Consider the following 24,148-nt stretch of genomic DNA (forward strand, 5'->3'; position numbering starts at 1 on the left):
TTTTACCTTTTTGTTTAATTAATTTAGTATAATAATATACTATAGGTATTATTACTTTCTTTATATATAATGTGTTTAGGTTTTTAGGGGAACTTATGAAAATTAGAAAATTGCTTTTTTGTATCTTTTTTACCAATATTTCTTTTGTTTTGTTTGCAGGGGATTACAAAGGCCTTGATTTTAAAATCAAGTTTTTTAATCAATCTATTTATCGTGTTAATAGTAATGTTTTTATTGAAGTTTCTCTTAGCAATGCGTCTGACAGTGTTTTAACTTTAGAAATAGGTGATATTAATTCTTTTGGCTTTGATTTTGATGTTACTGATACCACCAATATTAAAGTTAAAAGACCAATTGAATATGTTAAAAAGAGATCTAAAAATATTGCTATTCCTGTTAGGAATTTAAGCTTGAGACCTAATGAAAAGTTTTCTGTAGTTATTAATTTAAATCAATTTGTTAAGTTTAGTAAAGATGGAGTTTATTTTGTTAAGGGTATTTTTTTCCCAGACATTTCAGATCCATCTAAGAAAAAAGAATCCAATATTATTACGCTTTTTTTAAATGATAGTTTTGATGAGAATCCAGGCAGCATAGATCTTGTTAATTTGTCTGGAAATAATGATATTCAAGATATCTTGAAAAAGAAAAAATTGTCTCCTGATGAGATTGTCAAATATTTATTAAAGGCATTGCAGCTTGGAAAAAAAGAAAAATTCTTTTTGTATCTTGACATTGAAGGTTTGTTATTAAATGATAAGGGCAAAGCATACCTTTATAAGCAAAAATTATCACCTGTTCCTAATAAGAATGTAGTTGAAGAGTATAAGGAATATTTATGGAATTCTAATAATTCAGATATTTCAAAACCACCAAATGAATTTTCTATTGTTGAGACAACTTATTCTGATACTGCAGGCAAGGTAATTGCTGATTTATATTTTGACGATGGGCATTTTTACATTTCCAAAAGATATACTTTCTTCTTTAAAAAATATGATTATTATTGGATAATATATGACTACATTGTTCAAAATACTGGCATTAAGGAAAAGTAAAACTTTTTGTATTTTGCAAATTATAGAACTTATTATATTATTTTATTTTTTAATAATAAGTCCTGTTAATCTTAATGCTGATTTTGAGTATAAGGTTGTTAAAGGGGATACTCTTTTTTCAATTGCAATTAAGTATAAAGCTAAAGTAAGCGATCTTAAAAGGATTAATAAACTTAATGTTGACAATATTAGGGTAGGTCAAATATTAATTATTCCAAGCTATTCTAATTTAGATCAAAATGCTGTTCATAAAGTTAATTATTCTTTTGCTTCGCCAGAATCTGTTAATAAAAGAGAAATTTTTTACACTACAAAAGAAGGTGACACTATTGAGAGTGTTTCAAAGCTTGTTGGACTAAGTCAAGAAGAGATAGTAGCTTGGAATGATTTGCGATCTAAAGGTCTTAAAGCTGGAATGAAGCTTTTACTAACTGAGCCTGATTTTTTAAAACCCTATATAGTTAAGAAAGGCGATTCACTTTCAAAACTTTCTCAAGATTTTGATATTAGCTTTAAAGATATTTTAAAATTTAATTTTCTTAATGATGATAAGTTAAAGATTGGTCAACGGCTTTTTTTAAAGAAAGCCGTTGGTAACGTTAATTTTCATTATGTTAAAAGAGGAGAAACTCTTGGTAGAATAGCTTATATTTATGGTATTACTGCTAAGGATCTTGTAGCTCTTAATGGTAATCGGGCTGTTAATCTTAAAGCAGGATCATTACTAAATGTTTTAAAGATTGTAAATAATGATTTAGAAAAGCCCGTTGAGAAAGATTTAAAAGAGAATTTAAAAATTGATAAGAAGACAAATAATAATTTTATCTATCATTCAGTTGCTGTAGGAGAGACTTTATATAGCATCGCCAGACATTACGGAGTTTTAATTGAGGATATTAAAAATTGGAATAATTTAAGTAGTAACAATATTATGCACGATCAAAAATTGAAAATTTTTGATAAAAAACTTTTATTTGATTCTTCTATAATTAAATCTAAAAATAATTTAGACATTAAAAACAAGGTTGATTCTAGCTCCAATACTTCTGATAAAGTTCAAACAATAGCTAATCTTCCCTCAAGTAAAAGCAAAAAGCTAAATTTAAATACTTTTGGAATTAATAACAATCAAAGTCTTTTTGATATTAGTTCTTTGGTTATTTTAGACTCTAAAATACCAATATTTGAGGTTGTTGGTGATTTTTATTATTGGTATAAACCAAGAAAGATAAGTCAGCCAAGTGAGTTTTATTCAGAAGATTGGCATTCCCCTTTAAATTCTTATAAAAAGGGTACTCAACTTTTTAAAAGTTTTGAAAAATTGGTAAATTCTAGGTTTAATAAAGGCTCAAGACTTAAAGATAAGTTAATAATTCTTGATCCTGGTCACGGGGGCCTTGATCCTGGAGCTATTGTTAAGTCTAGAGATGGTCTTGGAAACGAAGTTTTTGTTGTTGAAGATGAATATGTATATGATATTGCTTTAAGACTTTATGTGTATCTTAAAGAAGAGGGGGCCAATGTTGAACTTACTATTTTAGCTCCCGATCATTTAATTAGAAATAGTGTTTTTGCTAACAATACTTTTGTTAATGTTAAAAATGAGGTTTACAATGATTATGACTTAAATAAAAATGATACTGTTGATTCCTGGATAAACGGCACTCCAGCGGGCCTTAAAAAAAGATTGGTTGTTGTTAAAAACATTGTTAGTAAATATAAAAATATTAAAGATAAGGATATAGCCTTTTTTAGTTTGCATGCAGATAATAGTGTCGGAGCACCTAAGAGTATGGGATTTTATTATCAAAAAGATGACGAAAAAAAATATGATATTCATTCAAAGTCTGCAGCAGAAAAAATTACAGAAGGAATGAAAAGAAGTTTTTATGTTAAGGGTCAAAATCTTCATGTTTTAAGAAACAATATAGTAAAAACTAAGCTTTTAGTAGAAGTTAGAAATTTGGCATTTCCAGAGGAGGCTTGGTCTATTAGATCTTCTAAGCTTAGAGATCAGGATTCCAAAATTCTTGCTAATGGGATTTTAAAAATATTGGGAAATAATTGACAAAAATTTTTAAATTTAAGATAATACTTTTAGTGTTCGATTTCCCCTATAGCTCAGCGGTAGAGCGGGTGGCTGTTAACCACTAGGTCGGAGGTTCAAGTCCTTCTGGGGGAGTTAATTAAGGTTAGCTGTTTTTTTAGATCCATTTTTGTTATTTTAAAGTAATTAAGTCTTTCTAAGAGTTTTTTGTTATTTCCATGCCCTAAGCAAAGTTGATTTTGTATTTTTTGTCTCTTTTCTTTTGAGTTTGCTCCTATTATGCCAAGTTCTAGCAAATCGCTTAATGTTAATAAGTCTTTTTGATTTTCTTTAGATAAAGTTCCAACTCTTTTAAGTATTTTTATTATTTCTGTTTTATTTACTGATTCAACTTCAGTGTCTTTAATATTAAGATATGCATGTTTGATTTTATTATTTTCTCCTAGATGTTTGACTATTTTTTGCCTAATAATATTTCCTGATTTATCGCTGTCTGTCAAGATTATTATCCCTTTGTATTTTAAGGCTTTTTTTAGTAATTCAATAGTTTCAGTTTTTAAAGCAAATCCTTTTGTTTCTACAACTGTGCACTCAAAAGATTCTTTTATTCTTTTAAGATCATCTTTTCCCTCAACCACAATTATTTCTTTTATTTTTTCCAATTTTAAATTCCTTTTTCAAAGAAAGCTCTTAACAATTTAATTGCTTCTATGTGGTCAGCTATTGATACTGTTTCTCGTAAGGAGTGCATTGCCCACATTGGTGTTCCAATGTCAATAGTTTCTATTCCTGTTCTTGCATTTGAGATTGGACCAATTGTTGTACCCGAAGGAACATTTGCTTTCATTATTATTTCTTGAATCTTAATATTATTTTCAATAGCCAAATTTTTTAATTTTGCAAATCCTGTTGAAGTTGTTGCATATCTGAAATTGGCGCTATTTTTTACAACTACTCCTTTACCTAGGGCAGCTTGATAGTTTGGATCATGTTTAAATGCATATCCTGGGTGAATGCCATGAACGCTGTCAATCGATATATTAAATGATTTGTTTGTTTTAATTAAATGCTCTTCTCTGGTTAAGTTTAGAGCAAGATCGATTCTTTCTAAAACTTCTGATAAAAAATTAGAATCAGCACCTCTTGAGGTTAAAGATCCTACTTCTTCGTTATCAAAAAATACAGCCATTTTATTTTTATTATTGCTTGTGTGAACATAAGAATTCATGATTGCGTGGCATCCCGATTTGTTATCAAGATTTTTAGAAGCTAAAAATTCTCTTTCAGTTCCTATTATTTTAGATGGTTGTGATTCTGTGAATATTAGATCACAAGATAAAAAATTTTCATATTTTATTTCAAGTTGTTCTAAGATTCTATCTTTTATTGTTTTTTTAGTGCTATTTATTACTGTTAAATTGTCATGAGTATTGTATCCAAATCCCTCATTAATTTTTCGGTTTAAGTGGATTGCAAGGTTTGGAATGATTCCTATGTTTTCAATGTTTATTAATTTTGAATTAATATTCTCATTTTTTTTAAAATATACAATTCCTGCTAAGTTTAAGTCTCTGTCAATCCAAGTAGAAATTATTGGGCTACCATAAACTTCAATATGATTGTAAAACACGCCACTTGTTTTTTCTGTTGCGTCTATTTTTAATTTTAATCCCGGACTGTCTGTATGTGCTGTTGCTATTAGAAACGGTTCATATTTTTTTTTGACATCAATATTAAGGGCAATAAGGCTAGTTCCTTCTTTTTTTATGTAATAAGATCCTGTTTCAATTTTCCATTTTTCATCAAGTTTTAATTCTTGTGCATTAAAATAGTTTATTAATTTCTTTTCAATATAGTTGACTAGGTGATAAGGGGTAGGGCTATTGTCTAGCAGACTTTGAAAAAATTTTGGTTCTAGTGTTTTATCGTGTACCATGGGTGGTTCTCCTTTAATTTATTGCTTTATAGCTATATATTCTATTATAATAGTTTTTAACTGTATATTAGTTAGGAGTTTGTTATGAGGAATTTTTTAGTCATCTGTAGTTTGCTGTTTATTTTTTTTGCTTGTAGCTCTAATGTTGAAATTGAGCTAGAAGATGATATTAGTGGTACTGCTTCAGTATTTATCAATGTTAATGGAGAATTTGAAAAAATTAGAAAAGAACTCTTAACAACTTTAGTAGGAGGAGAAATTGCAAATATGCCTCTTTTCCCAGTAGATGAAATAAAAAAATATTTTAAGAATGAAGGAGAAAAGCTTGGTCTTAAGCTTTTGAGTATTAAAACCCAAGGGGATTCTATTAATTTGGTTGTTAAGTTTGATAATTTAATTAAGATTTTGGGTGATTATATGAAAAAATCCGATATTTCTGTGTTTAAGATAGAAAAGAAAGATGGTAAAAATATTATTGAATTTAATATTAATTTGAAAAACGCTACTAAGAATATTAATGAAAATAAAGAATATATTAGTGATGCACTTGCTGCTCTTTTGCCATCGGATGAGATTCCAATGTCTGCCCAAGAATATAAAGATGTTTTGGTTTATTTTTTATCAGACTTTACTCCTAAAGCAAGTGAACTTATTGACAATTCAAAAATTAATCTTATAGTTAAGACTTCTAGAAATATTAAAGAACATTCTGGATTTAAAAAGATTAACTCAAACACATTAAAGTTTGAGATAGATATGGTTAAAGGATTGAGTCTTGAAACACCAATAAAACTTAGATTAGTTTATTGACATTCAAGAATATAAACTTTAAGTTTATATTCTTGAATTATTTTTTTTCACAATTCCTATTAAAACAGCTGTTAGCATTGATCCCACTAATATAGATATTATCCACATTAATGGGTTTACTACTATTGGTAGAATAAATATTCCTCCATGTGGTGCTATGACTTCTACCTTAAAAAGTGCGGAGATAAATCCCCCCAAAGATGATCCTAATATGCATGCAGGTATTACTCTTAAAGGATCTGATGCTGCGAATGGAATTACTCCTTCTGTAATAAAGCATGCGCCTAAAAAATAACAAACTTTTCCGGATTCTCTTTCTTCTTTTGAAAACCTGTTTTTAAATAAACTTGTGGCAAGCGCAATTCCTATAGGAGGCACCATTCCTCCTGCCATTATGCTTGCATGGGGAATATAATTTTTTGCAGTTATCATTGCAATTCCAAATGCGTATGCAGCTTTATTTACAGGTCCCCCCATGTCTATTGCCATCATTCCACCAAGTAGAGCTCCAAGCATTGCCAAATTAGTTCCGCTAAGTTGGTTTAGCATATTTGTTATTGATTCATTAATAAATGATATTGGACTAAGCATTCCATATATTAAAATCCCTGAAATTACAACTGATAAAAAAGGGTAAGTTAATACTGGATTTATTCCTCTTAAATTGCTAGGAATGATCTTGTCAGATATTTTTTTTACAAGTAGTGTAATGTATCCTGAAATAAATCCTGCTAAGATACCTCCCAGAAATCCTGCATTTCCATTGCTCATCATTAATCCCGTAATCATTCCGGGTGCAAGTCCTGGTCTTTCTGCTATGCTAAATGAAATATAGCCAGCAAGTATTGGGATCATTAAAGTAAATGCGCTTCCTCCGCCGATTTGCATCAAAATGTCTGCTATTTTATTGTAGCTTGGGTCGTTTATATCAAATGCTTTAATTCCAAACATAAATGATATTGCTATTATTATCCCTCCTGAGACTACAAATGGGAGCATGAATGAAACTCCATTCATTAGGTGTTTGTAAATTCCTATTTTTTGGTTTTGCTTAGGAATTTCATTAGTTGTCGTTATGTCGCTTTTGTTGTAAATAGGTGCTTCGTTTTTTAGAATCGTTTGGATAAGTTCTTTAGCTTTGTGTATACCGTCTTTTACGCCCACTTCGATTAAAGGTTTCCCACTAAATCTTTCTTTGTTAATAGTCTTGCCTGATGCAATAATTATTCCTTTTGCGGTTTTTATTTCTTCTTCTGTTATTGGGTTGTCAGTTCCACTAGATCCATTTGTTTCTACTTTTATGTTTATGTTTAATTCCAAGGCTGCTTTTTTAAGGCTTTCTGCTGCCATATAAGTGTGCGCTATTCCCACAGGGCATGCTGTTACGGCAAGAATGAAATCTTTTTTTGTATTTAAATTGTTAGATTCATTTATATTGCCATTATTCATAATTATTTCTAAAAATCTATCTTCATTATTTGTACTCATAAGCTCATTTCTTAATAAGTTGTTACTAAAAGTATTACTTAGATATGATATTGCTTTTATGTGTGCATCGCTAGAAGTTTCTTCTGGGAGAGCCATCATGAAGAACAGTTTTGAAAGTTTTTGATCAGACGAATTAAAATCAAATCCATCTCCAGTAACTCTTAAAATAGCGATTCCGTGTTTTTTAATGAAATCACCTTTTGCGTGGGGCATGGCTATGTGCTCTTCAATGCCTGTTCCGTTAATTTCTTCTCTTTTTTGAATTTCTTTTATGAATGTTTCCATGTCATTTAAATATCCATTTTCATTTAGCATGCTAGCCATTTTTCTAATTACATCTTCTTTGCTAGTTGCATTGTAATTTAAAACAATCAAGTTTTTAGAAAATAAATTTTGCATAATAATCACCTTTATATATTATATAGTGTATATATATTTATTAAATTTTACATTTATTTAATTGATTTTATCAATTAAAGGAGATTATCTTGATATATACTCTAACGCTTAATCCTTCTGTGGATTATAAAATAGTTTTAAAAGAATTTAAGGAAGAAAGTCTTAATTATGCTTTGAATAACAATTTCTTTGCTGGTGGCAAGGGAATAAATGTAGGCACTGTTCTTAAAAATTTGGGGAAATCCAGTACGGCTCTTGGATTTTTAGGGGGTTTTACAGGCGATTATATAAGATTTTCTCTTGATTCTAAGGGTATAAAAAACGATTTTGTTAAAATAAAGCATGATACAAGATTAAATATTAAAATGATAGCAAATGGTAGAGAAACAGAAATTAACGCTAGTTCTCCAGACATTTCTGAAGATGAATTTGAACTTTTGAAAAGTAGACTTAAAAGTTTAACAAATAATAGTATTTTGGTGATGTCAGGAAGTGTTCCTACAGCTCTTGGAGAGAATGCATACAATGAAATAGCTAATAGCATTTCTAATAATGTTAAGCTTATCATTGATACTAGTGGCAAGCCTTTAAAAAGAATTCTTAGATTAAATCCCTTTTTAATAAAGCCAAATATTTATGAACTTGAGAATCTTTTTAATGCTGAATTTAATTCTACAGAAGAACTGATTAAAATCGGGAAAAGTCTTGTAGAAAATGGTGTTCAAAATATTATAATTTCCATGGGAAGTGATGGAGCTATTTTTATTGGCAGTAAAAATGTTGTTTTTAGAGCCCTTGTTCCAAAGATTAATTCTGCTAGCACTATTGGAGCAGGAGACTCCGTGATTGCAGGATTTGTGTATGCTTTTGATAATAGAAATACTTTGGAAGATTCATTTAAATTTGGTGTCGCAGCTGGCACAGCTACGGCATTAAAAGGCAATCTTTGTGAATTTCAAGATGTTAAAAAAATGCTTTCTGAAATTAGGGTCGAGAAAATTTACAGTTCTTAATTTTTTAAATAGACTTGAGAGTTTTATTTTGAAATCATACTGTAGCTTTTAAAAAGCTACAGTATTTTGTTTAGCTTGCTTAGATTTTTAATTTTGATTTATATAATTTATTTTTTGCTAGGGCTAATCCTGCAACTACTAGCAATGCAAATATAGCCATGCTTGCAAATAGGCTTGTTGTATTTGATTGAGAGACTTTTGCAGCAATTTGTGTAGTTTGCTCATCGCAAATACAGTTAACATATCCGCATATTGGGCAAATCTCTTCTACTCCAAATTGGCTGAAGTTTTCATTTGAAATTATATTTTCTTTTATTATGTTAGTTTGTGCGAAAACAGATGTTGAAATTAGCAATAAAGCAGTGAAAAACAAGCATTTTTGTAAATTCATTTTACATTCTCCTTATAGAATTTATTTTTTTAATTACTTAAATTATGGCTTTTAAATTAAACATTTGTAACTTTTTATTATTCAAAATCAGCTTAAGCAGAAATAGATTCTCTAATAAAAGCTGTTGATATAATAAATTGTAAAAGTTGTCATCGGGAGCGACGGGTCTCGAACCCGCGACCTCCTGCGTGACAGGCAGGCGTTCTAACCATCTGAACTACGCCCCCAAGGTCATTCTTTTTAAAAGATTATATTAGTTTTTAATTTATTTGTCAATTTTTTTAAATAAGTTTAACTGTTCTAGTATTTTCGAATCTCTTTCACTAGATTTTTTGCTTACCTTAAGAATAGTTTCTTTGTTAGAAATTATTTCTAAGCTATCTTTAGCTCTGGTTATTGCAGTATACATAAGTTCTTTTGTCAAAAAAGGGTTATTTTCTAATATTACTTTTATGTGTTTGTATTCAGATCCTTGACTTTTGTGTATTGTTGTGGCAAAGCTGAATTCATAATTTGTTAGTAAATCTAAATTTATTTTTTTATATTTTTTTTCGTCTTTTCTTTGGAATAAAGCATAAAATTTAGAATTTTCATTAAAAATAACACCTCGTTCTCCATTAAATAATTTGTTTTTATAGTCAGTTTTAGTTATCATTATTATTTGTCCAATAAAGCTTCCATAGGTTTTTTTTAGGTAATTTTTTATTATGTCATTTAGTGTTTTAGTTCCAAATTTGCCAAAATTTTTTGAACTTAAAATTATATTTTCAAGTAAAGTTTCAAGTATTGTTTCAATTTTTGATTCTTTTAGTAGTTTAAGATTAAAAGAGGGTATTTTTTTATATAAATTGTTTGTATATTCTATTAGATCTTTTTTTAAGTTTATTTTTTCTATTTCTTTCAGTTGAATATTTTTATTGTTATTAATGTATTTGCAAATCAAAGTACTATCTTCTTTGTATATTGCTTTTGAGAGCAAATTTATTCCTTTGTTGCTTCTGAAATTTTCTTTAAGATCTTCTACATTATCGTTATTTATTTTTTTTACTCCCAAAAGGCTTGAATATACATTTCCTTCGTTTACTGATGGGAGTTGATTTTTATCTCCCACCATTATTAACTTAGTGGTTATTGGGGTTGCTTTTAGTAGTTTCAAAAAAGTATATGCATCTATCATTGAAGCTTCGTCAATTATTATTACGTCAAAATTTAATTGATTTTCTTCATCATATAGATTTTTTTTGTTTATGAATTTGATTCCCAATAGTTTTTGGATTGTATTGCATTCTATTTCTAAATTTTTGAATGAATAGTCGATGCTTGTTTGTAGCCTTAGGCTAGCTTTTCCTGTAGGCGCTGCAATTGCTACTAGGCCTTTTTTTTTATTGTTTAATGTTTTGTTAATTGCTTTTAAGATATAGTTAATAGTTGTAGTTTTGCCTGTTCCAGGGCCTCCGCTTAATAGAAAGAAGTTGCTTTTTAATGCCTTTATTACTGATGCAATTTGCTCTTTATTTAAATTATTGGTATTTAAATTTGATATTATATTTTGTATTTTATTGTCATTTAATTCGCTTTTATGGTTTTCTAATCTTTTTATAATTTGTTTTATTAACTCTTCTTCTTCTCTGTAGTTTTTTTGAGTATAAATGTAGATATTGTTTTCCAGAATTAGGGGAGTTGTAATTTTAAGCTTATTATTAAATTCCATTAGTATGTTATTTTTCTTTAAAAGTAAAACTATATTCTTAATAGTTTCTAGATTTCCAAATGTTTCTAGCCCTTTTAGCATTTTTATTAATTTGTTGAAGCTTTTATTGGTTTTTTCTAGGTTGTCTTTTGTGAATATTATTGTATTTTGAATATCTTTTGCTAGTAGATTTATGTCAGCTCTTAGGTGGCCTTTATCAAAGTAGTTAAATAAAAATATTAAAAATATTACAATATTTTCATTGTTTGTGGACTTTGCAAGTGTTTGTGCTTTATAGCAATTTTTTTTATTGATATTTAAAAGTTCAATTATTTCATAAAGTTTAAGCTCAGGTGTTAAGAATTTTTTGTTTTTATCTTTTAAAAATTCTCTTAATACTAAAAAATCTCTCATAAGTGTCTTTTAATATTTAGTTCTAAAATAATTTTATCTAAATCCACGTCATTAAATTTTGGAAGATCAAAATAAATGCCATTTTCAAATGTCGACTTTGAGTGTTCAACATTGTCTTTAAAGGCTCTTGTAAAAAGATATATTATTCCACCAAATTTTTGATTATATTCTCTTTTGGTTTTAAATAATATTTTTTTTATCCCAAGTGCATATATTTTATATTGCAAATCATAATATTCTTTTTTTATTATATTTTTTAAATTTGTTTCATTATAATCATCTTTATCTTCTCCAAGATAGTTTGTTTTGTAATCTAGGATATATATTTTATTATTAGCTTTAAATATGAGATCTATTATTCCTTTTAAATATCCATCATGTAGTTTTATGTTAAAATCTTCAAAGTGGTTGTCAAAAAGATGTTTTTGTTTTTGAAATTCAGGATTTATTTTGATTAAAAATTCCATTTCTTTTTGAAATTCTTCGATATCACACAGACGAGTATTAATTGCTTTTATATGATAAGTTAGTATATGATAAATCATTTTGGTTAATGCATTTTGTATTTCTATTGTATTGAGATTCGAGTTAATTTTTTGTATTTGTTTTTCAATAATTTTAATATTATTTTTTTTAAAATTCTCAAATGTATCTTTTGCTGTATTAAAAATTATTTCTTCCATAGCAGCATGCAAAATGTTACCACTATCTTTTCCTTTAGGTAGAATCTCTTCTAATGTAGAGTCGTCATCAAGCTCTGTTTCTTTTTCGTAGTTAATATTTTTAAAATCATAGTTTTCGTAAAATGCTGTGTTGTGAGCTTGTGCTGTTAAGCTTGAAAAACTCGATGTATATTCTTTTTTAAACATGTTTTTAATTATTGGCTTTGGTGCAATTAATTGTGTATTTACATTTGCATTATTCTTTTTTTTATTAAATCTTTTTTGGCTAATAAATTTATATATGTTAAAGTCATGTTCGATATCATTAATAGTAAAAATTTTTGCCATTTCTAATAATTTGCTAGTTATGCTATTTATTTTTATAATAAAAAGAGCAAATTTGGCCCTTGTTGTTCCCACATAAAATATATTTTTTTCTTCACTTAGTATTTTTAGTCTTGCATATTTTTTGTTTTCTTCCAATTTAAAAAAATCATATTCAATTTTTCCATTTTGATAAAATTTGTAAAAATGACTTTTTTTTGAAAAAATATTGTTATTTTCTATTGGAGATGTATTAATTAGAAATACAATATTCATACCAAGCCCTTTTGATTTGTGTATTGTCATCAGTTCTATAGATTCATTGTCATTATTTATATTATTGGGTGTTTCTTCTATTTCTTCATTTATTATTAAGCTTTCTAAAGTAGAGATTAGCGACTGTATGCTTTGTTCTTTATGATATATTTTGGAAATGATCTCAAGTGTTGTTTCATAGTTTTTTAAATTCTCAAGTTTGCCTTCTTTAATAAAAATGCCTTTGTAATTTATTTTATTTTGTGCCCATTCAATAATTTTTTGATCTTTGGTGATATTTGCAATTTTGATCCACAAATTTTTTTCGAATATGATCTTGTTAATTGCATTTATTAATGTTATTTCATTTTTTTCAAGCAAAGTTGTTATATTTTCAATAAATTCTTCTATAAGGTGAATTTTGTCCTGTTTGATTAAAATTCTTTGTAAATTCCATGGCACATTTAATATTTTGCTGCTTAGAATATAATTTAAGTTTTTAAAATTTTGTTTTCGGTCTAGACACTTAATAATATAAAAAATTTCGCTAAATTCTTTGGTTTTTAAAAATTTTTCTTGAGTTTTGTTTGTTTGGATTTGCTCTTTTTTTAATGCGTTATCTATTAAGTCGATTTCATTTTTTCCTCTACAAAGCACTTTAATGTCTTGCATTTTGATGTTTCTAATGTTATTGTTCTTAACAATTGTTCCATATGTGAGTAAGTATTTTATTGTTAATGCTGTTTTTTGGTAAATGTCTTCTGTGTTTTCGGTATTGGTACTTATTATATTGATTCCTTCTATTTCTTGCCCGTTGATGAAAATGCTATTATTGTCATTTTTTTGATTTGGAAGCGAATTGGTAAATTCAATTTTTTCAATTTCATCAGTTATTGTATTATTGTATATGTTGTTAAAAATCTTATTTAAAGGACTTATGATTTTTTTACTTGCCCTGTGATTTGTTTTTAGTACAATTCTAGAATCTGTGTTAATTTTATTTTTTATTTCTTTGTTATAAAATGAAATGTCTGCTTTTCTAAAGGAATATATTATCTGTTTAGGGTCGCCTATGAATATTAATTTTATTCCTGCTGTTTTTAATATTTTAAATATTTCTATTTGTATTAAACTTAAGTCTTGTGCTTCATCAATTAAAATGATTTTGTACCGATTTTTGATTGCATTTAGAAGCTTTTTGTCTTCTGATTTTAAGTAATTTTTTAAATTTGAAATTATGTAATTTTGATCTATTGTGTTTGTTAATTTAATAATTTTTTCTAGTTCTTTTTCTATATATTTTAGTATTTTATATTCAACTTTTAAAATAACATATTTCTTTAGATTGTTTCTATTTTTATTTCTATTGTCTTCTGATTTATATTTTTCATGTCTAATATTAGTGCCTAAACAGATTAAATCATTTTTAATCTTAAGTTCTTTAGGCGATAATTTAATATTTTTTTTAGTTTCTTTTTCTATTAGAGTTGAGAAAAATTTATTTTTTAATAATGTTTCTGCTATTTTGAATATGTCGTTTTCTTTAGAGTATTCTATTTCAAGTTTGCCAGTTTGTATGTGTTTATTATAAAAACTTAATATTTCATCTGCTGTCATTTTGTCTAATTCTTCTATTATTGCGTTGTAATCTCTAATCAAATCTTCCTTTTTAATAAGAATCTTTTCAAATGCTGTTTGGGCTTTAAGCCAATTTCCAAGTTCTTGAGTTGTATCTCTTTCATAAGCTTTTTTTATTTTTAAAACAATTTCTTCTGTTTTTTTAGCATCAGATTTAAATACTTTAAGCTCATAATCTTTAATGTCAAGATTATGAATCAAGCTATTTGATTTTCTTAAAAAGTCATAAACTATTTCATCTATTTCTTTTGAAAATTTTTCTTTAGGCCTATATTTAGAGTAGTTTTCTGTTTCAATTTGAAAGTTATTTAAAGCATGTAATGCAAATTTATTGATTGTTGATATAAAGAGTTTTTTTGATTGTTTATAAGCTTCTTTTAAAATTTCATTTGTTTTTGAGCTAAAATAAGCACTTTCTATTGCTTTTAGTATTCTTGTGCGCATTTCTTCTGTAGCTTTTTTTGTAAAAGTTAATACTAAGATTTCATTTATGGAGTATAGTTTGCTTTTCATTAAATTTATAACTACGTTTTCAAGTATGTGGGTTTTTCCAGTGCCTGCCGATGCTTCTATTAATATTTTTGTGTTACTTTTAATTTTTTCTAGGATTTTTTCCATGAATTTTAATTTTTTGTCCTTATGAATTTAATATAAAATTTTTCTATCAATATCAGTAAGTTTTTGTCTAACTTGAAATCATGAGTATCTTTAAACCTATTGTAGTAATCACATAGCGTTATTTCTCTAGTTTTTAAAAATCTCTCATGTGTTTTACTTGTAAAATAAGTTTTGGAAGGGTTTTTTATTTGCATTTTTATGAAGTTCTTAAAACAATCTGAAAAATTATTTTGATTTGTTTTTGTCAAAACTTTAATTATCAAGCTTTGATAAATTGGAGTTGGGTAGCTTGATATGTATGCAAATTGCATAAGTATATTTTCAATGTCATCAAGTATTATTTCTTTATGTTGATATGAAATAGTTATGTTTGCAGATAAGCTTTCAAGATTAATTTTTACTTCTGTTAACGAATTGAAATTTTGTATTTCTTTTTTTATTAGTAGTCCTGTTATATATAAATATATTTCATTTTTTATTTTATCTGGAATGCTACAATAGTCTTTTTTTACAAAATTTAAATAAAAATAATCGTTTTCGATTTTATATACATTCTCAATATCTTTTTTTAATTCAAATTCTATATTTTTTTTTTGAAAATTGATTTTTATTGTTTGACAAAATTTAATTTTGGCTTTCATCATTACTGAAAGCATTTTTAAACTTTTAGCAGCATTATATTTTAATTTAATTATTTTTTTAAAGATATTATTTACAGTTGTTTTTTGATCTATGTTAAAAGGAATGACTCCTTGTTGTATTTCAAATTTAATATGCTTTTTAATAATTTCTATTGTTTTACTTGTATCATTTCTTTGTCCCATTATGTATTCATGCAGAGGTGTTGAATTTTTTATAAGCCTGTAAATAATCTCAATATCACTGAAAATTTGTTCTTCTTGTTTTTCTTTGATTTCATTTTCCAATCTTATGTCTTGTATTTTAACGTTTAAACTTTTTTCATAAAAATGTTTGTAAGGATTAGAAAGTGCGTTTTTTAATTCGTATAAATTTAGCTTAATTGGACTTTCTAGTTGAATTTTTTTTTGTTTAAACTTAATTGGTTTAGAATTTTGTATTATTTTTGCAATATTAAAGGCCTCTAAATCATAGTTTATTAAATAATTTTTTTTCCCATCTTTGAAATATTCTAGATCATGATTTTCATTTGGATGTTTTTCTATTTGAAAATTTTTTTCATACTTTTGTATGTGATCAAGTATTTTATTTATTGTTTTTGATGTATTAATTTCTGGGCTTAGATTGTCTTGAAATGAGTAGTAAAGGTAAAATTTTTCTGATGTTGCAAAAATTAAATTAAAAAGAGTTGCTATTGCCTCTTTTTCGGTATTCTCATACTCATAGTATTCATTTAATAAATTCATATTATCATAATTTATCTTAGAGTTAAATTTTTGAAATCCTAGAAAATGAATTTCTTTTTTTTGAAGATATTCTATTTCTTTGTAATTGGCAATCAATATTCCGTTTTTTTTATACATTATTCCGTATTTTTCTTTTTCAAGACTTTCTTCAAGCAAAATCTTGAAAAGATAAAATTCAATTTTTATTTCATTAATTTCTTTTAAATGGTTTTTGTAAAGATTGTCATTAAAATCTTTAGAGAAATTTTTAAAGGATTTTATTTTATTTTTTAAATATTCATCAGTTGTATTAAATTCTTCTAAATCAATATATTTTTGAATAAAAATTTCTATTATTTCTGCCCATTCATGTACTTTATATGTTTTATTTTTAAAATAGTTTATATCTTCGTACAAACTTTTTACTATTGTTATAAGTTTTATTATTGATTCTTGATCTTGAAATTTGATGCTTTCTTTTTGAATCTCTTCTTCATATTGTTCGTTAAATATTTCAGACATTAAAAATCGATTAAATCCGTCTTCCCACGAGTTTAAAAAGTTTTGATCATACTTTAGATTTTCTTTGTGAGTGTTGTTTGCGCCAAAACTAATGTTCATTGCATCGCTAAATTCTATTAAATAGTTTAATTCAGATGTTGATATATTAAATTTTTTCATTACTTTGTTGTTGCTTAGCAGGTTAAACACTTCTTTTCTGCTGAAATTGCTAATTGTTCCGTTTTTTGATATAAAAAGATCCATTAGCCTTTTTAAAGCTATTGTACTCTCTCCTCTGGATAAGTTGTTATGACATAGAACACTATATTCTATTTCATATTTATTTAGGCATTTTTCTATGTATGGTAAATATTCATTAAATTTTTCTTGCAAACAAGTTATTGCTATATCGCTTAATTTTAGGTTATTTTTCTGCATTGAGTGTACTATTTGATTTGTCAAAATTTCTACTTCACGTTTTTGACTTTTAGCTTCTATTATTTTAAAGCTATCGTCTGATTTTGAAATTGGGGTTTGTGCTATGATGTTATTTTTAATGCTTGTTAAAAAATTTTTACCTTTAAATAATTTAATATCTATTTTTTCTAAAGCTTGATATTTTATTGAGCTGATTTTTGTTTTTGTTGGCAATAATTCTTCAACAAGAGTAGACTTATAGTTAATCAAATCTTCAAAAATTAATACATGCACCTCAAAATCAAAAATTTTTTCCAAAGAGTTAAGAATTTTTTTTTCAATTTCTCTATTATTGCCAATAAATATTATTTTTTTAATTTCAATTTCTATATTTTTTTTTGGTTTTTCCTGAATTATTTGTTTATGTAAGTTTAAAATATTTTTTTGTTTTTCAAAGAGTTTTTTAAATAGTTCTTTTTGCATATTCTCGTAAGGTTTTAAATTTTCTTCTTGGAATAAAAATCCATCGTCTTCCCAGGTTTCAATTAATTTTGAGAATTTTGAGTAATAATGGTGAAATAAATCTATTATTTTTGATGCAAAAAAATATCTATTTTTTGTTGATTTGAAATCTTTTATGTATTTGAGTTTTTCAGTTTCCAATATGTTGTATAAAATGAATTTTTCTGTTTCTGGGTAAAACAAAAAAGTGTTCTTTTCTATGTATTTTTTTATATTGGGATCTTTTAAGGAGATTTCATATATGCTTTTTACAGCATTTTTTTTAATATTTAGATTATAAGAAATCTCATTTAGTCTTGCTATAGTTTTTTTAATTTCTTCTCTTAAGAGATCATTTTTTACTATAATGAGTGTTTCTTTTTTAAAAATATTGTCGTTTTGAGTTAGCTCTTTGATTTTATTATAAATTTTATTTATTTTGTTGGTTTTATATATGTTCACTGGATTAATTGCTTTTATTGTCTTTTATGAGTTTGTTTCTTAATTTTCTTAAGTTTTTGCTAATGCTCACTTTATATATATGAGGATTAATTATTCTTTTGTAAGTATGTTCAAGCTTGCTTAAGTCAAGCTTGGCTTTATTTCTAATGTTGTTTAAACTAGATTCATATCCTTTGCTAAGTTTACCATTTTCTAAGACATTGTGAATCAAAAATTCAAAATCGTCATATTGGCTGATAACTTTGAAAACGTTATCTAGTATTGGATGAAAAATGGTAAATTTTTTTCTTGAATTTAAGTGATCTTTGATTTTATCTTTTTCTTCTTTTAAAAATATAAAGTCAAAAATCATTTGACCATTTAAATAGATTCTTGCAACTTCTTTTTCGGCAGGTAGTGTTGATTTTTCTGCATTATTTGATATTTTTATTTTTGGCATGAACTTTCCGTTTTTTTCTATAGAGATCATTTTATATACTCCTGAGAGATTTGGATCTCCTTTTGCTGTAACTAGATTTGTCCCAACTCCCCAAACATCAATTGGAGCATTTATTGAATTTAAGTACATGATAATATTTTCATCAAGCTCATTAGATGCAATAATTTTTACATTATTTAATCCATTTTTGTTTAATTCTTCTCTTGCTGCTTTGCTTAGGTATTCAAGATCCCCACTATCAATTCTTATTGAAAAATTATTTTTCCCTTTTTGTTTTAGTTCTTTGAATATTTTAATTGCATTTTTTAATCCGCTGTTGAGTGTGTCGTAAGTATCAATTAGTAAGCTTACTTTGTTTGGATATGTTTTTGCATATTCTCTGAATGCTTGTTCTTCGTTTTCAAAACTCATTATCCAGCTGTGAGCCATTGTTCCTGTGACTGGTATATTGTATTTGTATCCAGCAAGCATATTGCTTGTAAAGTCTGCTCCTCCTATGTAAGCAGCTTTACTGGCAGAGAGTGCTCCATTTATTCCTTGTGCTCTTCTTAACCCAAATTCTGCTAAAATTTTTGCACCGGATTCTTTTATTCTGGCGGTTTTTGTTGCTATTAAACTTTCGAAATTTATTATGTTTAAAACCAGCCCCTCTATTAATAGTAATTCTATTAGACGTCCTTCAATCACAACTACTGGTGAATGAGGGAAAACCAGTCGACCTTCTTCGATTGAACTTATTTTTATGTTTAGTTTGAATTCTTCTAGAAATTTTAAAAATTGTTTATCCAAAATATTTAAGCTTTTTAAATATTTAAGCTCATTTTCTCTAAAACGAATATTTTTTAATTCATTAATTAATGTATGCATTCCAGCTAGAACAATATATCCATTTTCAAAAGGCGTTTTTCTAAAAAATACTTCAAATTTTGCCTTAGGATTAATGCCTTTTGTAAAATAAGCATTCATCATTGAAATTTCATAAAAATCTGTAAATAGTGATAGATTTTTCATTCTCCTTATTATATACTAGTTTTGTTTGTAAAAAAATGATATTTAATTTGAGCTTAATTTTTATTTGTTTTTAGTGTTTAATATTTATATATGTTTTTGTAAAAAATAATAAATTGACCAGATTGGATTAAATTCTATGAAAGAAAAAAGTGTTTCTAATTTTGATATTGTAATTTTTGGGGTTACCGGGAATTTGTCTAGAAAAAAACTTATTCCTTCACTTTTTAATTTATTTAAAAACAAATGTATTAGCAATTTTAGGATTATTGGCTTTTCTCGCAAAATTTTTACAGATAAAGAATTTAGATTGTATATTAAAGATTCTTTATGGCAGGAAGAGACTGATTCTTTGATTGAGATTTTTTTAAATTTCTTTATTTATATATTTGGTGATTTTAATGAAAAGGAGCCTTATAAAAAATTATCCAAATTGTTAAATAAAGATCGAGAAACAATATATTATCTTTCGACATCTCCTACATTTTATGGGCCAATAATTAATTATTTAAAAAATTATTCTTTAAATCAAAGTACAGTTTTGTCAAAAATAGTTCTTGAAAAACCTTTTGGGGCTAGTCTTGAGACAGCAAAAAAATTAAATAGCTTGCTTTATTCTGCTTTTCAAGAAGATCAAATTTATAGAATAGATCACTATTTGGGTAAAGAGACAGTTCAAAATATTTTTACATTTAGATTCGGCAATTCTATTTTTGAAAATATTTGGAATAATCGTTATGTAGATTTTGTCCAAATTACAGTAGCAGAAGAATTGGGTCTTGACGGAAGGGTAGAGTATTACGATTCTGTTGGAGCTTTGAAGGACATGGTTCAGAATCATATTTTACAATTGTTGAGTCTTGTTGCAATGGAATCTCCTATTAAATTTGATTCTGAGTTTATTCATGATGAGAAAGTAAAAGTTTTAAAAAGCTTGAGGAAAATTAACAAAGAGGATATTAAAAATTGCATTGTTAAGGGACAATATGTAGGCTCACAAGTTCAAGGGGTTTTTAAAAAAGGTTATAAAGATGAAACAGAATCTTTAGTAAATTCAAATACTGAAACGTATTTGGCTATGAAAGTGTTTATTAATAATTGGCGTTGGTCTGGTGTTCCTTTTTATCTTAGAACTGGTAAAGGTCTTGCTAGGAAATTGTCAGAAATATATATTCAATTTAAAAAACCAAGCTTTACTCTTTTTAACAATAGCTCTGCTGATTTTTCCAATGCTTTAATATTTAGGATTCAGCCAAGAGATGGAATTGAAATTAAATTTAATACCAAGAAACCCGGATATAATTATGAAATTCAAACTGCTAATATGGAATTTTCATATCATGGGACATTTAAAAGATTGTTTGATGAGGCTTATGAGCGGTTATTGTTAGATGCTTTTTTGGGAGACGGCACTCTGTATGCTACAAGTGCCGAGATTGAAAGTTCTTGGGAATTTGTTTCAGACATTTCAAATAAATGGGCAGATATTGAAATTTGTAATTATTTTTATGGATCTGAAGGGCCAAAAGAGATAGATTCTATTTTAGAAAAAGATCATTTCTGGCGTAAAATTTAATTTTTCAGGTTTTTTAAAAAAATATTTTATAAATAGATAAAAGTTTTTGTATAATTTATTAATATTCATTTTTAACACTTACCTTATTTGTAATTAAAATCATAATTTTTATTGCTTGCAGCTTAGTAGTAAAGTTCTTGATGAATTATATTTTAATAGATTTTAATAAAATTAAAGATTTTTGCTCTTGGGTTGATTGCAAATTTATGCATCGATTAATAATTTGCGTTATCATTAAAAAAATATAAGTAATCTTTTTTTAAAAAGTCGTGCTTATATTTAAAAGGATGTATATGGAAAGTATTGAAGTAAAAGTTCAACCAAATTTTTTTGGACTTGTTCCTTTTTTTGTTTTTATTATTATATATTTAGGCACGGGAATTTATTTAGGTATTCTTGGTGTAAAAATGGCCTTTTATCAATTGCCGGCTAGCGTTGCAATGTTTTTTGCTTCTATTGTATGTTTTTTAGTGTTTAAAGGAAAATTTTCGGACAAAATTCACATATTTGTTAAAGGAGCTGCTCAGTACGACATTATCCTAATGTGTCTTATTTTTTTGCTTTCGGGGGCTTTCTCTTCTCTTTGTAAAGAAATAGGTTGTGTTGAAACTGTAGCAAATTTGGGGATTAAATATATTAATCCCAATTGGATTGTTTCTGGTATATTTTTTGTAACTTGCTTTCTCTCTTTTTCTGCTGGCACTTCTGTTGGATCTATTGTTGCAATTGCTCCTATTGCTTTTAATATTGCTATTAAAAGTAATATTAATCCTAATTTAATGGCAGCATCTGTAATGTGTGGAGCTATGTTTGGGGACAATCTTTCTTTAATATCAGATACAACTATTGTTTCTAGTCGAACCCAAGGCAGCAGTATCTTAAATGTTTTTATTAGTAGTAGTTTTTATGCTTTTCCATCTGCCATATTAACTTTTTTTTCTTTTTTCTTTCTTTCTGGTAATTTAGCCAATACTACAAGTTTATTGCATGAAACTTCAATAGATTTAGTTAAAACTGTGCCTTATTTAATTATTATATTTTTTTCTTTGACCGGAATGAATGTTTTTATAGTTCTTTTTTTGGGTGTTCTTTCTATATGCCTTATTAGTATTTTGTATAGTAATTTATACATTCTGGATGCAATGAAAAATATTAACAAAGGGTTTTTAAATATGGCAGATTTAATTTTTCTTTCAATTTTAACAGGAGGAGTTTCTTTTGCTGTAATCCACAATGGAGGCTTTAAATGGTTACTTATTAAATTAAAATCTTTTATTAGAGGAAAAAGTTCAGCAGAATTTTCTATTGGGGCTTTTGTTTCAATAGTTGACATTTTTCTTGCTAATAACACAATTGCAATACTTATTTGCGGTAAAGTAGCAAAAAAGATAGCCTCTGAAAATAGTATTAGTTTTCAAAGAAGTGCTTCTATTTTAGATATGTTTTCTTGTATTTTTCAAGGTATTATTCCTTATGGAGCCCAAATGATTATTTTAGTGGGCTTTTCAAATGGACTTGTGTCGCCAATTACTGTTTTACCATTTTTAGTTTATTTTGGGTTTTTATTGTTTTTTGTTATTTTATCCATTTTGGGAATTGATATAAAAAAACTTTTTTTATATTTTTTAAAAAATAAAAAATTTTAAAATTTTAAGGTTTGAATTATCCAATTTAATTGATTTTTGAGAATAAACCGGTTTTAATTGTATTATATGATTTAGGAGGTTTAAAATTGGAAAGAGAAACTAATATAGTTCCAAATTTTTGGGGGCTTGCGCCTTTTTTTCTTTTTATAGGAATTTATATTGGCACAGGACTTGTTCTTTATTTTAATGGTGTAGAAAGGGCATTTTATCAAATGCCGCCCATATTTGCTATGTTTATTGCTATTGTTTTGACATTTATTATTTTTAGGGGATCTTTTTTAGCAAAAATGAATAAATTTATTGAGGGATGTGCTCAACAAGATGTTATTTTTATATCTTTAATCTTTATGTTGTCTGGTGCTTTTTCTGCTGTTTGCAAAGAAATAGGAAGTGTCGAGGCTGTAGTAAATATTGGTCTTAAATATGTTCCATTGAATTTACTAGTATGTGGCATTTTTTTAATCACCCTTTTTTTGTCTTTTTCTACTGGAAGTTTTATGGGGACTGTCGTTGCTGTTGCTCCTATTGCTTTGGAACTTGCAGATAAGGCAAACATTCCTCTTCCATTGATTGCTGGTGCTATTCTTAGTGCTGGTGCATTTGGAGACAATATGTCTTTAATATCAGATACCCCTATTATTTCAAGTCATACTCAAAAGGTTAATATTGTTGATGTTTTCAAAAACGGTGCTTTTTATACTTTCCCAGCGGCAATTTTAGCAAGCATTGTTTTTGCATTTTTGGGCGCTTATTATAGCAAGACTAATGGTTTTATTATTGAGCCTAGTGAGATAAATTTTTTTAAAATTGTTCCATATATTTTTGTTATGGTTATTGCAATTTCAGGATTCGATGTATTTTTAGCCTTGTTTTTAGGCATTGTTATTGCTGGTATTATTGGAATTTATTACTCAGATGTTACCTTTTTATTGCTGGCTAAAAAAATCAATGAAGGATTTTTAGACTTAGGAGAAATGTTTGTTCTTGTTGTTTTTACGGGCGGAATTTCTTATATGGCAGTTAAGTACGGAGGGTTAGATTGGTTGCTGCTAAAATTGCAAAAAATGTCAAAGTCTAAAAGAACTGCAGAATTTGTAATTGTAGTTTTAGTTGGAATTTTGACTATGTTTCTTGCAAATAATGGACTTGCTATTTTAATGAGTAGTTCTGTTGTAAGATCAATAACTGAGGAGAATAATTTAAACTCAAAACGTATTGCAGCTTTACTTTGTATGTCTTCGTGCTTTTTTTTGAGTATTTTGCCTCATAGTATGCATATTATAGCTCTTGTAGATTTTACAAAAGGTAAGCTTTCTCCTTTTGAAATTTTTCCATTTTTAATTTATCAAGGATTTTTAATCTTATTTATTGTTTTATCTATAATTGGACTTGACATAAAATTAGTATTTAAATTTTTTTCAAATAAATTTAAAAATCTTAAAAGCTTTTAAATGAAAGCTTTTAAGATTGTTTTTGTGTTTATATCAAATT

15 protein-coding genes and 2 tRNA genes are annotated in these 24,148 nt (G+C 26.8%); 8 read left to right on the forward strand and 9 right to left on the reverse strand.

The features are described from left to right. Nucleotides 1-95 precede the first annotated feature (95 nt). From DB723_RS03135 to DB723_RS03145, 3 genes are all read left to right on the forward strand, one after another. Complete coding sequence (locus DB723_RS03135; RefSeq protein WP_151552481.1) at nt 96-1,058, forward strand: hypothetical protein; 963 nt, start codon at nt 96-98, stop codon at nt 1,056-1,058. Then, nucleotides 1,018-3,126: a LysM peptidoglycan-binding domain-containing protein gene (locus DB723_RS03140; RefSeq protein WP_188093263.1), complete on the forward strand. Its 2,109-nt coding sequence runs from the start codon at nt 1,018-1,020 to the stop codon at nt 3,124-3,126. The genes DB723_RS03135 and DB723_RS03140 overlap by 41 nt, the downstream gene beginning before the upstream one ends. Before the next feature lie 42 nt (nt 3,127-3,168). Continuing rightward, a tRNA-Asn gene (locus DB723_RS03145) sits at nt 3,169-3,240 on the forward strand. Here the strand turns inward: DB723_RS03145 and rnmV are convergent. Together rnmV and DB723_RS03155 are read right to left on the reverse strand one after the other, a co-directional pair. Next, complete coding sequence (gene rnmV / locus DB723_RS03150) at nt 3,222-3,767, reverse strand: ribonuclease M5 (protein ID WP_151552483.1); 546 nt, start codon at nt 3,765-3,767, stop codon at nt 3,222-3,224. The two genes, DB723_RS03145 and rnmV, sit on opposite strands and share 19 nt — an antisense overlap. A 2-nt stretch (nt 3,768-3,769) precedes the next feature. Continuing rightward, the gene (locus DB723_RS03155; RefSeq protein WP_151552485.1) at nt 3,770-5,041 is read right to left on the reverse strand and encodes a M18 family aminopeptidase; all 1,272 of its coding nucleotides are present in this window, start codon (nt 5,039-5,041) and stop codon (nt 3,770-3,772) included. Between the two features lie 84 nt (nt 5,042-5,125). On the opposite strand from DB723_RS03155, the gene DB723_RS03160 reads away from it, so the two are divergent. Beyond that, nucleotides 5,126-5,851, forward strand: a complete 726-nt coding sequence (locus tag DB723_RS03160; protein WP_151552487.1) for a hypothetical protein — start codon at nt 5,126-5,128, stop codon at nt 5,849-5,851. 24 nt (nt 5,852-5,875) lie between these two features. Here DB723_RS03160 and DB723_RS03165 read toward each other — a convergent pair whose 3' ends face one another. Then, nucleotides 5,876-7,738 carry a fructose-specific PTS transporter subunit EIIC gene (locus tag DB723_RS03165; RefSeq protein WP_151552489.1) on the reverse strand — a complete coding sequence of 621 codons (1,863 nt, stop codon included), beginning with the start codon at nt 7,736-7,738 and terminating at the stop codon, nt 5,876-5,878. An 89-nt stretch (nt 7,739-7,827) separates the two neighbouring features. On the opposite strand from DB723_RS03165, the gene pfkB reads away from it, so the two are divergent. Then, nucleotides 7,828-8,751, forward strand: coding sequence for a 1-phosphofructokinase (gene pfkB, locus DB723_RS03170; RefSeq protein WP_151552491.1), 924 nt, complete (start codon nt 7,828-7,830; stop codon nt 8,749-8,751). A 79-nt stretch (nt 8,752-8,830) separates the two neighbouring features. Here the strand turns inward: pfkB and DB723_RS03175 are convergent, their stop codons facing one another. From DB723_RS03175 to DB723_RS03200, 6 genes are all read right to left on the reverse strand, one after another. Then, nucleotides 8,831-9,142 carry a hypothetical protein gene (locus DB723_RS03175; RefSeq protein ID WP_151552493.1) on the reverse strand — a complete coding sequence of 104 codons (312 nt, stop codon included), beginning with the start codon at nt 9,140-9,142 and terminating at the stop codon, nt 8,831-8,833. A gap of 153 nt (nt 9,143-9,295) precedes the next feature. Next, a tRNA-Asp gene (locus DB723_RS03180) sits at nt 9,296-9,369 on the reverse strand. Nucleotides 9,370-9,407: 38 nt separating this feature from the next. Then, complete coding sequence (gene recD / locus DB723_RS03185; protein ID WP_151552495.1) at nt 9,408-11,246, reverse strand: exodeoxyribonuclease V subunit alpha; 1,839 nt, start codon at nt 11,244-11,246, stop codon at nt 9,408-9,410. Next, nucleotides 11,243-14,743, reverse strand: a complete 3,501-nt coding sequence (gene recB / locus DB723_RS03190) for an exodeoxyribonuclease V subunit beta (RefSeq protein ID WP_151552497.1) — start codon at nt 14,741-14,743, stop codon at nt 11,243-11,245. The genes recD and recB overlap by 4 nt, the downstream gene beginning before the upstream one ends. Before the next feature lie 5 nt (nt 14,744-14,748). Continuing rightward, the gene (locus DB723_RS03195) at nt 14,749-17,988 is read right to left on the reverse strand and encodes a PD-(D/E)XK nuclease family protein (RefSeq protein WP_151552499.1); all 3,240 of its coding nucleotides are present in this window, start codon (nt 17,986-17,988) and stop codon (nt 14,749-14,751) included. A gap of 4 nt (nt 17,989-17,992) precedes the next feature. Continuing rightward, the gene (locus tag DB723_RS03200) at nt 17,993-19,438 is read right to left on the reverse strand and encodes a nicotinate phosphoribosyltransferase (RefSeq protein ID WP_151552501.1); all 1,446 of its coding nucleotides are present in this window, start codon (nt 19,436-19,438) and stop codon (nt 17,993-17,995) included. Nucleotides 19,439-19,574: 136 nt separating this feature from the next. Here DB723_RS03200 and zwf point away from each other — a divergent pair, with 136 nt between their 5' ends. The 3 genes from zwf (at nt 19,575) to DB723_RS03215 (ending at nt 24,108) form a co-directional block, all read left to right on the forward strand. Further along, nucleotides 19,575-21,011 (forward strand): glucose-6-phosphate dehydrogenase, encoded by a 1,437-nt coding sequence (zwf, locus tag DB723_RS03205; protein WP_151552503.1) that lies wholly within the window; start codon nt 19,575-19,577, stop codon nt 21,009-21,011. Between the two features lie 293 nt (nt 21,012-21,304). Then, nucleotides 21,305-22,657 (forward strand): Na+/H+ antiporter NhaC family protein, encoded by a 1,353-nt coding sequence (locus tag DB723_RS03210; RefSeq protein ID WP_151552505.1) that lies wholly within the window; start codon nt 21,305-21,307, stop codon nt 22,655-22,657. Between the two features lie 86 nt (nt 22,658-22,743). Next, on the forward strand, nt 22,744-24,108 hold the full coding sequence (locus DB723_RS03215) for a Na+/H+ antiporter NhaC family protein (protein WP_151552508.1): 1,365 nt from the start codon (nt 22,744-22,746) through the stop codon (nt 24,106-24,108). Nucleotides 24,109-24,148: the final 40 nt, after the last annotated feature.

The sequence above is a fragment of the Borrelia maritima genome (assembly GCF_008931845.1).
In the GTDB taxonomy this organism is placed as follows: Bacteria; Spirochaetota; Spirochaetia; order Borreliales; family Borreliaceae; genus Borreliella; species Borreliella maritima.

What these genes read in the sequence shown, in the direction of transcription:
- DB723_RS03135 (WP_151552481.1), top strand. Translation starts at nt 96, where the DNA reads ATGAAAATTAGAAAATTGCTTTTTTGTATCTTTTTTACCAATATTTCT.
- DB723_RS03140 (WP_188093263.1), top strand. Translation starts at nt 1,018, where the DNA reads ATGACTACATTGTTCAAAATACTGGCATTAAGGAAAAGTAAAACTTTT.
- DB723_RS03155 (WP_151552485.1), bottom strand. Translation starts at nt 5,041, where the DNA reads ATGGTACACGATAAAACACTAGAACCAAAATTTTTTCAAAGTCTGCTA.
- DB723_RS03160 (WP_151552487.1), top strand. Translation starts at nt 5,126, where the DNA reads ATGAGGAATTTTTTAGTCATCTGTAGTTTGCTGTTTATTTTTTTTGCT.
- DB723_RS03165 (WP_151552489.1), bottom strand. Translation starts at nt 7,738, where the DNA reads ATGCAAAATTTATTTTCTAAAAACTTGATTGTTTTAAATTACAATGCA.
- DB723_RS03175 (WP_151552493.1), bottom strand. Translation starts at nt 9,142, where the DNA reads ATGAATTTACAAAAATGCTTGTTTTTCACTGCTTTATTGCTAATTTCA.
- recD (WP_151552495.1), bottom strand. Translation starts at nt 11,246, where the DNA reads ATGAGAGATTTTTTAGTATTAAGAGAATTTTTAAAAGATAAAAACAAA.
- recB (WP_151552497.1), bottom strand. Translation starts at nt 14,743, where the DNA reads ATGGAAAAAATCCTAGAAAAAATTAAAAGTAACACAAAAATATTAATA.
- DB723_RS03200 (WP_151552501.1), bottom strand. Translation starts at nt 19,438, where the DNA reads ATGAAAAATCTATCACTATTTACAGATTTTTATGAAATTTCAATGATG.
- zwf (WP_151552503.1), top strand. Translation starts at nt 19,575, where the DNA reads ATGAAAGAAAAAAGTGTTTCTAATTTTGATATTGTAATTTTTGGGGTT.
- DB723_RS03210 (WP_151552505.1), top strand. Translation starts at nt 21,305, where the DNA reads ATGGAAAGTATTGAAGTAAAAGTTCAACCAAATTTTTTTGGACTTGTT.